General features: G+C 64.7%; 12 protein-coding genes. 9 read left to right on the top strand and 3 right to left on the bottom strand.

The features are described 5' to 3' along the window. The first annotated feature begins 128 nt into the window (after positions 1-128). Positions 129-2,255 (top strand): ATP-binding protein, encoded by a 2,127-nt coding sequence (locus KY495_RS11965; protein ID WP_229518588.1) that lies wholly within the window; start codon positions 129-131, stop codon positions 2,253-2,255. A 30-nt stretch (positions 2,256-2,285) separates the two neighbouring features. Here the strand turns inward: KY495_RS11965 and KY495_RS11960 are convergent, their stop codons facing one another. Beyond that, positions 2,286-3,374 carry a TRAP transporter substrate-binding protein gene (locus KY495_RS11960; protein ID WP_219883900.1) on the bottom strand — a complete coding sequence of 363 codons (1,089 nt, stop codon included), beginning with the start codon at positions 3,372-3,374 and terminating at the stop codon, positions 2,286-2,288. A gap of 69 nt (positions 3,375-3,443) precedes the next feature. Next, positions 3,444-4,796: a metalloprotease PmbA gene (gene pmbA, locus KY495_RS11955; protein ID WP_219883899.1), complete on the bottom strand. Its 1,353-nt coding sequence runs from the start codon at positions 4,794-4,796 to the stop codon at positions 3,444-3,446. Between the two features lie 91 nt (positions 4,797-4,887). Between pmbA and yjgA the strand changes: the two genes are divergently transcribed. The 8 genes from yjgA to KY495_RS24285 all read left to right on the top strand — a co-directional run bounded on the left by yjgA (position 4,888) and on the right by KY495_RS24285 (position 10,888). Continuing rightward, positions 4,888-5,523, top strand: a complete 636-nt coding sequence (gene yjgA, locus KY495_RS11950) for a ribosome biogenesis factor YjgA (RefSeq protein ID WP_219883897.1) — start codon at positions 4,888-4,890, stop codon at positions 5,521-5,523. After that, on the top strand, positions 5,483-6,121 hold the full coding sequence (gene mog / locus KY495_RS11945) for a molybdopterin adenylyltransferase (protein ID WP_374041002.1): 639 nt from the start codon (positions 5,483-5,485) through the stop codon (positions 6,119-6,121). The genes yjgA and mog overlap by 41 nt, the downstream gene beginning before the upstream one ends. Positions 6,122-6,140: 19 nt before the next feature. Further along, the gene (locus tag KY495_RS11940; RefSeq protein WP_219883895.1) at positions 6,141-6,812 is read left to right on the top strand and encodes an alpha/beta hydrolase; all 672 of its coding nucleotides are present in this window, start codon (positions 6,141-6,143) and stop codon (positions 6,810-6,812) included. Further along, on the top strand, positions 6,809-7,072 hold the full coding sequence (locus KY495_RS11935; RefSeq protein WP_219883893.1) for a hypothetical protein: 264 nt from the start codon (positions 6,809-6,811) through the stop codon (positions 7,070-7,072). The genes KY495_RS11940 and KY495_RS11935 overlap by 4 nt, the downstream gene beginning before the upstream one ends. A 7-nt stretch (positions 7,073-7,079) precedes the next feature. Further along, positions 7,080-8,174: a saccharopine dehydrogenase family protein gene (locus tag KY495_RS11930; RefSeq protein WP_219883892.1), complete on the top strand. Its 1,095-nt coding sequence runs from the start codon at positions 7,080-7,082 to the stop codon at positions 8,172-8,174. Between the two features lie 10 nt (positions 8,175-8,184). Then, positions 8,185-8,382, top strand: a complete 198-nt coding sequence (locus tag KY495_RS11925) for a hypothetical protein (RefSeq protein ID WP_219883891.1) — start codon at positions 8,185-8,187, stop codon at positions 8,380-8,382. 234 nt (positions 8,383-8,616) lie between these two features. Beyond that, positions 8,617-9,090: a chemotaxis protein CheW gene (locus KY495_RS11920; RefSeq protein WP_219883890.1), complete on the top strand. Its 474-nt coding sequence runs from the start codon at positions 8,617-8,619 to the stop codon at positions 9,088-9,090. A 67-nt stretch (positions 9,091-9,157) separates the two neighbouring features. Next, positions 9,158-10,888 (top strand): methyl-accepting chemotaxis protein, encoded by a 1,731-nt coding sequence (locus KY495_RS24285; protein ID WP_219883889.1) that lies wholly within the window; start codon positions 9,158-9,160, stop codon positions 10,886-10,888. A gap of 9 nt (positions 10,889-10,897) precedes the next feature. Here the strand turns inward: KY495_RS24285 and KY495_RS11910 are convergent, their stop codons facing one another. After that, on the bottom strand, positions 10,898-11,746 hold the full coding sequence (locus KY495_RS11910) for a c-type cytochrome (protein ID WP_219883887.1): 849 nt from the start codon (positions 11,744-11,746) through the stop codon (positions 10,898-10,900). Between the last annotated feature and the right edge of the window lie 129 nt (positions 11,747-11,875).

The raw sequence follows: 11,875 nt of genomic DNA, 5'->3' as shown, positions 1-11,875 counted from the left end.
GCATCGTCATCAAGAACCCGCATCCTGCGGGTTCGCCCCTGTATTCCTGCCAGCTATTCCCGCCACAGCGATTTAATTCTGCACGTCTACAGTGCTTGGCATAACGTTTGTTCATGTCACAATATTTCATGACTATTTTTTCGCACAAACCGAGCGGGGAGGAAACTGCGCAATTCGCGGGCGAGGGACCCGTGCGCGCCGCCCTGGCCACACGCGACTGGAGCGACTCGCCACTGGGCCCGCCGGCGCGATGGCCGGCCGAACTGGTCACCGTCGTCAACCTCATGCTCAATTCGCGCTTTCCGATGTTCCTGGCGTGGGGGCCGGAACTGGCGCTGCTGTACAACGACGGCTACGCCGGCATACTGGGCAACAAACACCCGGCTGCACTGGGCCAGCGCTTTGACGTGGTGTGGGCTGAAATCTGGCATATCGTGGCCCCGATCGCCATCGACGCCATGGCCGGGCGCTCCAGCTATTACGAGGACCTGCCGCTGACGGTCCTGCGCCATGGCGAACCGGAACGCGCCTCGTTCACCTTTTCCTACTCGCCCATCGCGAGCCATGACGGCAGCATCGGCGGCATGTACTGCGCCGTGGTGGAGACCACGGCCCACGTTGAGACGCGCCATGTGCAAGCCTTCCAGCTGCACCTGTCCGACCGCCTGCGGCCCATCACCTCGCCCGACGACATCATCCAGGTCGCCAGCGAAGCCCTGGGCCGCATGACCGGCGTGGAGCGGGTGCTGTATGCAGAAGTGGACGATGAACGCGGCAGCTTCTCGGTGCGGCGCGACTGGATGGCCGACGAAGCGCCCAGTCTGGCCGGCGACACCGGCCCCCTGGCGAGCCTGGGGCAAGGCGTGGTCGAGGCGCTGCGCGCCGGGCGCACCGTGATCGTCAATGATGTCGGCAGCGATCCGCTCACCGAGGGGGCGGCGGCCGGCTACCTGGACGTGGAAGTGCAGGCCATCGTCGTCATCCCGCTGGTCAAGTCAAATCACCTGCTGGCCGTGCTGGCCATGCACAGCGCCATTCCGCGCAAATGGACGGTGACGGAAATCCAGATGGCGCGCGAAACGGCCGAACGCACCTGGTCGGCCGTGGAGAGCGCGCACGCGCAGGACGAACTGCGCGAAGCGAACCGGCGCAAGGATGAATTCCTGGCCATGCTGGCGCACGAATTGCGCAACCCGCTCGCGCCCATCAGCGCGGCGGCCGAACTGATGGAACTGGCGCCCATGAACGCCGAGCGGGTGCGCCAGACCAGCCAGGTGATCGGGCGCCAGGTGCGCCACATGACGGGACTGGTGGACGACCTGCTGGACGTCTCGCGCGTCACACGGGGCCAGGTCACCATCAACAAGCTGCCGCAGGACCTGAAAAACGTGGTGACCAACGCGGTGGAGCAGGTGCGGCCCATGATCCAGGCGCGCAGCCACCACCTGACGCTGGAACTGCCGCCGCAGGCGGCCCAGGTGCTGGGCGACGAGAACCGGCTGGTGCAGGTGCTCACCAACCTGCTCAACAACGCGGCCAAGTACACGCCCGAGGGCGGCCATATCAAGCTGCACATGCACACCGATGCCAGCGATGTGGTGATCACGGTCTCGGACAACGGTATCGGCATACCGGCCGAACTGCAGCCGCGCGTGTTCGACCTGTTTGCCCAGGCCGAGCGCACCTCCGACCGCTCGCAGGGCGGGCTGGGACTGGGACTGGCGCTGGTCAAAAGCCTGGTTGGGCTGCATGGCGGCAGCGTGACGTGCGCCAGCGAAGGCACCGGCAAGGGCAGCTGCTTCACGGTACGCCTGCCGCGCTTTGAACCGCTGCCGCAGGTGCGCGAGCGGCGCCGCCATCCGCGCGGAGAAGTTGGCGGCAGCAATCACCGTATCATGGTGGTCGATGACAATGAGGATGCGGCCACCATGCTGGGCATGCTGCTGGAAGCGTCGGGCCATGAAGTGCAGGTCGAGCACCGCTCGCCGGAAGCGCTGGCGCTGGCGGCGGAAATGCAGCCCGGCGTGTGCATTCTCGATATCGGCCTGCCCGACATGGATGGCTATGAGCTGGCGCGCCAGCTGCGCCGCCAGCCGGGGATGGCGGGCGCGCTGCTGATCGCCGTGACCGGCTATGGCCAGGAAAGCGACCGCCGCAAGGCGCTCGATGCCGGCTTTGACCACCACATGGTCAAGCCGGTCGACGCGCCGCGGCTGCTGCGCATCGTCGCCGAGCGCAGCCAGGCACCGGCCTAGGTACACTGCCGGGCCGGTGCCATGCGGGCCTTACTTGGCCCGCCCGGCGCTGATCAGGTACTGCTGCATGGTCGCTTCCGATACCGATGCCCACATGTTCTGATCCTGGCGGAAGCGCTGCCACGGCCCGTACACCTTGGCGAACTTGGCGTTCTTGGCCGCTTCTTCCTTCATCACCTCCATGGCCGCCTTGTGGCAGCCATTCAGGATATCCCGGGAGAAGGTGCGCAGCTTGACGCCATTTTTGAGCAGGCGTGCCAGGGCAGCAGGATTCTTGGCGTCGTATTCAGCCTGCATGACCACGTGCGCCTCGTAGGTGGCCACTTCCAGCGCCGCCTGGTAAGCCTTGGGCAGCTTTTCCCACTCCTTGATGCCGACGTAAAAGGAAAAGCTGGCGCCGGCTTCCCACCAGCCCGGCGCATAGTAGAACGGCGCCACCTTGTACAAGCCCAGCTTTTCATCGTCGTAGGGACCCACCCATTCGGCCGCGTCGATGGTGCCTTTTTCCAGCGCCGGATAAATGTCGCCGCCGGCCAGCTGCTGCGGCACCAGGCCCAGGCGTTCGAGCACCTTGCCGGCAAAGCCGCCCACCCGCATCTTGGTGCCCTTGAGGTCGGCCACGGATTTGATTTCCTTACGGAACCAGCCCCCCATCTGCGTCCCCGAGTTACCGCCCAGGAAATTGACGATGCCGTAGCCGCGGAAAAAGTCGCGCATCAGCTCGCGTCCACCACCCTGCTCGTACCACGCCGTGTGCTGGCGCGAAGTCAGGCCAAAGGGCACGGCGCAGTCGAAGGCGAAGGTGGCGTCCTTGCCGAAGTAATAGTAGGAAGCGCTGTGACCCATTTCCACGGTGCCGGCCTGGACCGCATCCATGACCTGCAGGCCGGGGACGATTTCGCCGGCGGCAAAGGTACGGATGTTGAACTTGCCGCCGGTCAGCTGCGACACGCGGCGGGTGAGCGTGTCGGACGCGCCGAAAATGGTATCGAGGGTCTTGGGAAAACTGCTGGCAAGGCGCCAGTTGATGGTGGGATTAGCCTGGGCAATGCTGGGGGCAGCGATGACACCGGCCGAAGCGCCGACGGCCGCTTTGGTGATAAAGGAACGGCGTTGCATGTGGAAGTCTCCGTGTTGTTGTAGTTGCCCGGCCAGTGTATTTGTGACCGGGCAAGCACGCAACGAAAATCAACTGCCGGCGACGACCATTTTCTCGATCAGGATGGAGCCGGTCTGCTTGTTACCGCGCGTGAGGACGTCGTTACCAATGGCCACGATCTGCTGGAACATGTCTTTCATGTTGCCCGCAATCGTGATTTCCTCGACCGGATACTGGATGACGCCGTTTTCGACCCAGAAGCCCGATGCCCCGCGTGAATAGTCGCCCGTCACATAATTGGTGCCCTGCCCCATCAGCTCGGTCACCAGCAGGCCGCGGTCCATCTTGCGCAGCATGCCGGCGAAATCGTCGCCCCGTTTGGTCAGCCGGGACGTCATGGACAGGTTGTGCGAGCCGCCGGCATTGCCGGTGGTCTTCATGCCCAGCTTGCGCGCCGCATACGAGGACAGGAAGTAGCCCTGCAGCACGCCATCCTTGACCACATCGCGGCGCACCGTGCGCACGCCTTCCTCGTCAAACGGGGCCGAACCGACGGCGCCGGGCACGTGGGGGTCTTCCAGCACCTGGATATGGGACGGGAAGATGGACTTGCCGAGCGAATCGAGCAGGAAGGTCGACTTGCGGTACAGGGCTCCGCCCGAGGTGGCCTGGACAAAGGAGCCGAGCAGGCCGGCCGCCAGCGGCGCCTCGAACAATACCGGACAGGTGCGGGTATCGAGCTTGCAGGCATGTAAGCGCGCCAGGGCGCGCTCGGCGGCGTAGCGCCCCACTTTTTCCGGGTCGGCCATGTTCTTGGGATTGCGCACCGAGGTGTACCAGTCGTCGCGCTGCATCATGGCCCCTTCGCCGGCGATGGGAGCCACCGACAGGGTGTGGCGCGAAAACGGATAGCCGCCAATGAAGCCGCGCGAATTGGCCGAGACGAAATGCGACTGCTGCGCGTGGACGCTGGCCCCTTCGCTGTTGGTCACGCGCGGATCGACATCAAAGGCGGCAGCTTCGGCGCGCTGGGCCAGGGCCACCGCGTCCTCGGTGCTGATGCCCCATGGGTAGAACAGGCGCAGGTCGCGCGGGTTCATTTCCAGCATGTCGGCGTCGGCCAGGCCGGCGCAATCGTCTTCGGCCGTGAAGCGCGCGATATTGTAGGCCGCGTCCACCGTGGCGCGCAGAGCCGCCGGGGAAAAGTCGGAGGTGCTCGCATTGCCGCGCTTCTGGCCGATATAGACCGTCACGCCCATGCCCTTGTCCTTGTTTTGCTCGATGGTCTCGATCTCGCCCAGGCGCACCGAGACCGACAGGCCGCTGCCCTCGCTGATTTCGACCGCGGCATCGGTGCCGCCCATCTCTTTGGCGAAGGCCAGAACGTCCCGCGCAAGCTGTTTCAACTGATCCTGGGTATGGATGAAGACAGATTCGGTCATGGGTGTTTTCTTCGGCTATCCGGTTAAAAGGGTATGATAGCAGTCGTTTACAGTTTTTACCGGTCGCTCTTGCGGCTACCGGATTCATATCATGCCAAATCCAAACCGCGGTGCCTGCGGGTTCCAATCCTCCGAGTTCGAACAAGAGTACGAACGCCCCTCCAAGTCTGAGCTCAAGCGCCAGATGAACGAGCTGCAAAAGCTTGGTGAAGAGCTGGTGGCAGCGCCGCGCGACCGCGTCAAGCGGGTGCCGATGCCGGAAGACGTGCGTGACGCCATCCTTATGTGCCAGACCATCACCAACCACGAAGGGCGGCGCCGCCAGACCCAGTACGTGGGCAAGATGATGCGCACGCTCGACGAAGAGGAAGTGGCCGTCATCCAGCGCACCATCGACAGCTGGAAAGGCATGTCCAAGGCCGATACCGCCGCCCTGCACGCGCTCGAACGCCGCCGCGAAAAACTGCTGGCCGACGACAAGGCCCTGACGGTGCTGCTGGCCGAGCACAGCGAACTCGATGGCCAGCACCTGCGCACCCTGATCCGCAATGCGCGCAAGGAGCAGGCCGAGAACAAGCCGCCCAAGGCGTACCGCGAGATCTTCCAGATCCTCAAGGACCTGTCGAAAAAAGGCCAGGCTGCCGATGGCGGCGATGACCCGGAGCTTGACGAGGACGACGATCAGCATGACGACGAACAGCGCCATGACGAGCGCGATGACGCCTGACGAACTGGTGGTCGGGCTGGTATCGGTCTCGGACCGCGCCAGTGCCGGCCAGTACCAGGACCTGGGCCTGCCCGCGCTGGCCGACTGGCTGGCCTCGGCCATCACCACGCCCTACCGCATCGAGCAGCGCCTCATTCCCGACGAGCAGGCCCTGATCGAACAGACCCTCATCGAACTGGTGGACGTCGCGCGCTGCCACCTGGTGCTGACCACTGGCGGCACGGGCCCGGCGCGGCGCGACCTGACGCCGGAAGCCACGCGCGCCGTCGGCACCAGGGAAATGCCTGGCTTTGGCGAACAGATGCGGCAAATCAGCCTGCAGTTTGTGCCTACCGCGATCCTGTCGCGCCAGGTGGCCGTGCTGCGCGAGATCGACGGTCACGCCGCGCTGATCATGAACCTGCCGGGGCAGCCCAAGGCCATCCGCGAAACGCTCGAAGGCCTGAAAGACGCCGATGGCCAGCAGCAGGTGGGTGGCATCTTTGCCGCCGTGCCTTACTGTGTGGACCTGATCGGCGGACCGTACATCGAGACCAATCCCGCTGTGTGCAAGGCGTTCCGGCCCAAGTCGGCCCTGAAGCCACAGCCAACCACCTGACAGTGAACTACCCGACCACATGACCAAACTGCTCGAGACGATTGACATTGAAAGCAAGCCCAATCCTGAAGTAGCCATCATCTGGATGCATGGCCTGGGCGCGGACGGCAACGACTTTGTGCCGCTGGTGCGCGAACTGGACTTGTCCGGCCTGCCCGCCATCCGCTTCATCTTCCCGCATGCGAACGCCATCCCGGTGACCGTCAACGGCGGCTACGTCATGCGCGCCTGGTACGACATCATGGGCACCGACATCGCCCGGCGCGAAGATGAAAAAGGCCTGCGCGCCTCGCAGCTCGACGTGGAAGCGCTGATCGCGCGCGAAAAGGAGCGCGGCATCCGCGCCTCGCGCATCATCCTGGCAGGTTTTTCGCAAGGCTGCGCCATGACCTTGCAGGCCGGCTTGCGCCATCCGGAAACGCTGGCCGGCCTGTTGTGCCTGTCCGGCTACCTGCCGCTGCACGACAAGGTCGCCGCCGAACGCAGCGACGCCAGCCTGTCCACGCCCATCTTCCTGGTGCATGGCCGGGGCGACGGCGTGATCCCGATTGCGCGCGCCGAACAGTCGCGCGACATCCTGAAGTCGCTCGGCTACCAGGTCGAGTGGCATGAATACCCGATGCAGCATTCGCTGTGCCAGGAAGAAGTGGACGATATCAGCGTCTGGTTAAAGAAAGTACTCGTCTCATGAAAAAAACCGGCCTGGCAAAGAGCGACGCCAAAAAATTGATGGGCAAGATGGCCACGGGTGGCGCCAGCTTCGGCGCAGCCGATGCTGCAGCCCCCGACCGCCGCGAACAGCGCGACAAGGAGCGTGCCCTGGGCCTGGTGCCGTTTGCCGTCAAGCTCAATGGTGACCTGGTCAGGCAGCTGCAATCGCTGGCGCAGGAGCGCGGCGGCGACATGAACGCCCTGGTGGCGGAATTGCTGGCCAAGGGCATGCAGGACTGATCCTGCCGTGAAGATCGTCATCCTCGGCGGCTACGGCAACTTTGGCGCGCGCATCAGCCGCGCGCTGGCCCATACGCCGGGGATGGACCTCATCATCGCCGGGCGCAGTGCCGAGCGCAGCCGGGACATGGCGCAGCAGTGCGGCGCCGCCGCGGCGGTGCTGGACGTGGACGACCCGGCCCTGGCACAGCAGCTGCTCAAGCTGGGCGCGGGCATGGTCATCCACACGGCCGGCCCGTTCCAGTCCCAAAGCTACAGCGTGGCGCAGGCGGCGGCTGCGGCGCAGGCGCACTATATCGACCTGGCGGACGGCCGGCGCTTCGTGTGCGATTTTCCCGCTGCACTGGACGAGCTGTTCCGGTGCCAGGGCTGTACCGCATTTACCGGCGCCAGCACCGTCCCGGCCCTGTCGTCGGCCGTGGTGGACCACCTGGCGCAAGGCTGGCGCAGCATCACCGACATTGACTGCTGCATCGCCCCGGCGCAGACCGCGCCGCGCGGCGTGGCCACCATGGCGGCGGTGCTGGGCTACTGTGGGGCGCCGGTCCAGGTGTGGCAGGACGGGCGCTGGGAAACCCAGTACGGCTGGTCGGCACCAGCGAAGGTGGAATTTGCGCGCCTGCGCCCGCGCCTGGGGTCACTGTGCGACATTCCCGACCTCGAGCTGTTCCCGGCGCGTTATCCGGGCGTACAGAACGTGATGTTCCGCGCGGCGCTGGAACTGGGCGTGAGCCAGCGCGGCATGGCCGTTCTGGCCAGCCTGCGGCGCCGGGGACTGCTCAGCAAGCCCGAGCGAATCGCGGGCTTTCTTAACCGCGCCGCCGATGGCCTGGACATGTTTGGCAGCGCGCTGGGCGCGATGGTGGTACGGGTGCGCGGCACTGACGGCGGCGGCGCGCCGGCCAGCGCCGCCTGGCACATTGCAGCCGACGACGATCACGGCCCGGAAATACCGTGCATGGCCGCCATCGTGCTGGCACGGCGGCTGGCCGCCGGGGAGATCCGGCAGGCGGGCGCCTTTACCACGGCAGGACAACTGGCACTGGCCGAATTCGAACCCGAATTTCGCAAGTGGGACATGCAAACCGACATACAGAGATAGCGAGATAGCGATGGCGAAGAAGGAAGAGCTGGACGAAGAAACAATGGCGCTGATCAACTGGTGCATTGAAGTGGAAAAGCTGCTGGTGGCCGGCGGGGCCACCGTGCGCCAGGCCCAGGATCACATCGAGGAAGAAGTCGAGTGGTTTACCGACAAGTTCTATGACGGTCTTACGCCCGAAGAGTGTGCCAAGGAAGCACTGGCCTGACGGCATGCCTGTGGGGGAGCCTCTACAACTCCCCCAGGTGATGCGCCGAAGCAACATACAGCACTAAATTTTGGCATGCGGCGGATTCAGCATGCCAAAGGCCTTTATAGTCCCTACTCAAGAACACCTTTCCGCCTTCCCTACCCCCGAAGGCACGGCTCCCCCAAGCACACGCTATCGCCCGATCCCCGCAATAGAAGCCAGAAAAACTTTTTATTGACGAGGTATCCCAGCATGTCTGCACAATCATCGACCGGCGTGTCCGAATTTCTGGCCTTCACCATGGGGCAGGAAGAGTATGGCCTGGACATCATCAAGGTCCAGGAAATCCGCGGCTACGAAGCCGTTACCCGCCTGGCCAACACGCCGGACTACTTCAAGGGCGTGATCAACCTGCGCGGCGTGATCGTGCCGGTGATCGACATGCGCATCAAGCTTGGCCTGGGCACGCCCACCTATGACCAGTTCACGATCGTCATTGTGCTCAGCATTCGCGGCAATACCATCGGCATGGTGGTGGACAGCGTGTCCGATGTCACGACCCTGTCGCCGGAGCAGATACGGCCCGCGCCCGAGATGGGCAGCGCGGTCGATGCCGGTTACCTGATCGGCCTGGGCACGCTCGACCAGCGCATGCTGATCCTGGTCGACATCGAACGGCTGATGTCGAGTGACGACATTGGCCTGGTTCACAAACTGGCCGCCTGAGCGACCCGGCCGTTTTCTTTCCGGCGCACCATATCGAGTGCGCCCTTGCGCACCACAGGAGTACAGCATGCAATGGTTTAACAATCTTAAAGTGGCGACGAAACTGCTTGCCGCATTCGGCATCGTCCTGGCCCTGACGGCCGCGCTGGGCGTGTTTTCGATCGTCCAGCTCGAACGGGTCAACCAGACTTCCACCGACATGGACGTGAACTGGCTACCCAGCACCCGCGCCGCCGGCGACATGAATACCGCCACCTCCGATTTTCGCGCGGCCGAACTGCAGCATGTGCTGTCGCTCACGGAAGGAAAAATGGCAAGCTATGAGAAGGAACTGGTGACGGTCCAGGCCAGCCTCGATCGGCATGCGGCAATCTATGCCAAGCTGATTTCCTCGCCCCAGGACCAGGCGCTGTTCGACGGTTTCAAGTCAAGCTGGGCCCAGTACCTGGAGCAGCACAAGGCGGTGCTGGCGCTGTCGCGCGAAGGCAAGCACGAGGAAGCCAAGGCATTGGTGCAGGGCGCCGCCCAGCAGAAATTCAATGATGCCAACGCGATCCTCACCAAGCTGAGCGACCTCAACCAGGCCGGTGGTTCTGCCGCCAGCCACCAGGGCGATGAACTGTATGCCGGTGCCCGCACCGCCGTCATGGTGCTGCTGGCCGCAGCAGTAGCGCTGGGCGTGATGCTGGCGCTGTTCATTTCGCGCGCCCTCGTCAGGCAGCTGGGCGGCGAGCCGGGCTACGCAGCGGCGGTGGCCGGGAAGATTGCCGCCGGCGACCTCAGCGCGGAAGTGCTGGTTGCCGCCAGCGACAACAGCAGCATGATGTTGGCCATGAAGCAGATGCGCGACAGCCTGTCCCGCATCGTGGGCGACGTGCGCTCCGGCACCGACACCATCGCCACGGCGTCCAGCCAGATTGCCTGCGGCAATCTGGACCTGTCGGCCCGTACCGAAGAGCAGGCCAGCTCGCTGGAAGAGACGGCGTCCTCGATGGAAGAACTGACCTCGACCGTCAAGCAAAGTGCGGACAATGCGCGCCAGGCAAATTCGCTGGCCACGACCGCCTCGGAAGTGGCCAGCAAGGGTGGCGCGGTGGTGGCGCAGGTGGTCGATACCATGGGCGAGATCAACGCTTCGTCCCGCAAGATTTCGGACATCATCAGCGTCATTGACGGCATCGCTTTCCAGACCAATATCCTGGCCCTGAATGCGGCGGTGGAAGCGGCACGGGCGGGGGAACAGGGACGCGGCTTCGCGGTCGTCGCTACGGAAGTGCGCAACCTGGCACAGCGCTCGGCGGCAGCGGCCAAGGAAATCAAGATCTTGATTGGCGACTCGGTGGAGAAAGTTGACACCGGCAGCAAACTGGTAAGCCAGGCCGGCGAGACCATGAACGAGATCGTCGACAGCGTGCGCCGCGTCACCGACATCATGGGTGAAATCCTGTCGGCGGCGCAGGAGCAGACCATGGGCATCGAACAGATCAACGAAGCGATCAGCCAGATGGACCAGGTGACGCAGCAAAATGCAGCGCTGGTGGAAGAAGCTGCCGCCGCTTCGCAATCGATGCAGGAACAGTCGGCCACGCTGGCCCAAACCGTCAGCGTGTTCAAGCTGGCGTCACGCCAGGCCCAGGTGACGGCCACGCCCGCCCCGGCTGCCAGGGCCATCTCGCCTGCCCCGGCTGCCAAGCCCGCAGCGCCAGCCGTCCGGCACAAGGCGGCAGCGCCGATCCGCCTCGCGCCACGCCGAGAGCCTGCCACCGCCGGCGCCGACAAGGACTGGGAAGAGTTCTAAGCGCCGCAGTCAGGTCTTGGTGAGCAGGTAGGCGCTGATGTCGAGCGCATCCTGGGCAGTGACTCCCTGCTTCGGCATGGCGGTGTGGGGATCGATGGATTGCGGGTCCATGATCCAGCGCATCAGATTTTCCTGGGTGTTGGGGACATGGCCGGCAATGAATTTGCGCTTGCCCAGGTCCGTCAGCGGCCGCCCCACGTACACCCTGGACCCGGTGACACCTGGAATGATGTGACAGGCATTGCAGGCGTACTGGGTCAGGGCCACCCTGCCGCGATCAGCGTTGGCCGGCCCCATGATGGGGGCCACCCGTTTGGGCGCCGGCGGCAGTGGCGCCAGCGCCGCCTTGAACCGGGGCGCTGACAGCGCAGGCAGCGTTTGCATGAAGGCCACCACCGACCAGATATCGTCGTCGGCCAGGTGGAACTGCCACGCCGGCATGCCGCTCGTCTTGATGCCGTGGCGCGTGATCCAGTACAGTTCGCGCGCTTTCCAGTGTCTGGCCGCGTCCACCAGCGGACCGGGCACCGGCTGCATGGCCTTGGCGATGTCGGCCTGCGCGACCCCGGGGCCGCCATGGCACTGCACGCAGTTGTCGCGATAGATGGCAGCGCCGCGCAGCAGCCGCTGCTCGCCGGCCAGCGCGGGCGTGACGACGTCGCGCGCATGGTATTGCACCGACTTCCTCATGCCGCGTTCCAGCACGGTGTGCGCCCACTGCCAGTGCTGGTTGGTGGCGCCCACGTGAAACAGGCCACTCTCCAGGAACAGCCAGCCGCCCGCCGCTGCCGCGACGGCCGCGCTGCCCAGTGTCGCGGCTGCGGTCTTGACGATAAGCCGGTTGCGGTTGGAGGCCATGAAGCATTCCCGAATGTGCGTGTCGGGCCATTATAGCCATCGCACGGCGGGCACCGCCGCACGGCAGAGCAGGCACGCTTCGACCCGAACGGCGCTGTTTTGATGTCTTCTGTATCATGCTTCCTAAAC

The sequence above is a fragment of the Massilia sp. PAMC28688 genome, assembly GCF_019443445.1.
Taxonomy (GTDB): domain Bacteria; phylum Pseudomonadota; class Gammaproteobacteria; order Burkholderiales; family Burkholderiaceae_D; genus Telluria_A.
The sequence above is the reverse complement of the archived record's forward strand: the minus strand, read 5'-3'. Positions and strand labels throughout refer to the sequence as shown.

What these genes read in the sequence shown, in the direction of transcription:
- KY495_RS11960 (WP_219883900.1), bottom strand. Translation starts at nt 3,374, where the DNA reads ATGCAACGCCGTTCCTTTATCACCAAAGCGGCCGTCGGCGCTTCGGCC.
- KY495_RS11965 (WP_229518588.1), top strand. Translation starts at nt 129, where the DNA reads ATGACTATTTTTTCGCACAAACCGAGCGGGGAGGAAACTGCGCAATTC.
- KY495_RS24285 (WP_219883889.1), top strand. Translation starts at nt 9,158, where the DNA reads ATGCAATGGTTTAACAATCTTAAAGTGGCGACGAAACTGCTTGCCGCA.
- yjgA (WP_219883897.1), top strand. Translation starts at nt 4,888, where the DNA reads ATGCCAAATCCAAACCGCGGTGCCTGCGGGTTCCAATCCTCCGAGTTC.
- KY495_RS11925 (WP_219883891.1), top strand. Translation starts at nt 8,185, where the DNA reads ATGGCGAAGAAGGAAGAGCTGGACGAAGAAACAATGGCGCTGATCAAC.
- KY495_RS11940 (WP_219883895.1), top strand. Translation starts at nt 6,141, where the DNA reads ATGACCAAACTGCTCGAGACGATTGACATTGAAAGCAAGCCCAATCCT.
- pmbA (WP_219883899.1), bottom strand. Translation starts at nt 4,796, where the DNA reads ATGACCGAATCTGTCTTCATCCATACCCAGGATCAGTTGAAACAGCTT.
- KY495_RS11920 (WP_219883890.1), top strand. Translation starts at nt 8,617, where the DNA reads ATGTCTGCACAATCATCGACCGGCGTGTCCGAATTTCTGGCCTTCACC.
- mog (WP_374041002.1), top strand. Translation starts at nt 5,483, where the DNA reads ATGACGACGAACAGCGCCATGACGAGCGCGATGACGCCTGACGAACTG.
- KY495_RS11935 (WP_219883893.1), top strand. Translation starts at nt 6,809, where the DNA reads ATGAAAAAAACCGGCCTGGCAAAGAGCGACGCCAAAAAATTGATGGGC.
- KY495_RS11910 (WP_219883887.1), bottom strand. Translation starts at nt 11,746, where the DNA reads ATGGCCTCCAACCGCAACCGGCTTATCGTCAAGACCGCAGCCGCGACA.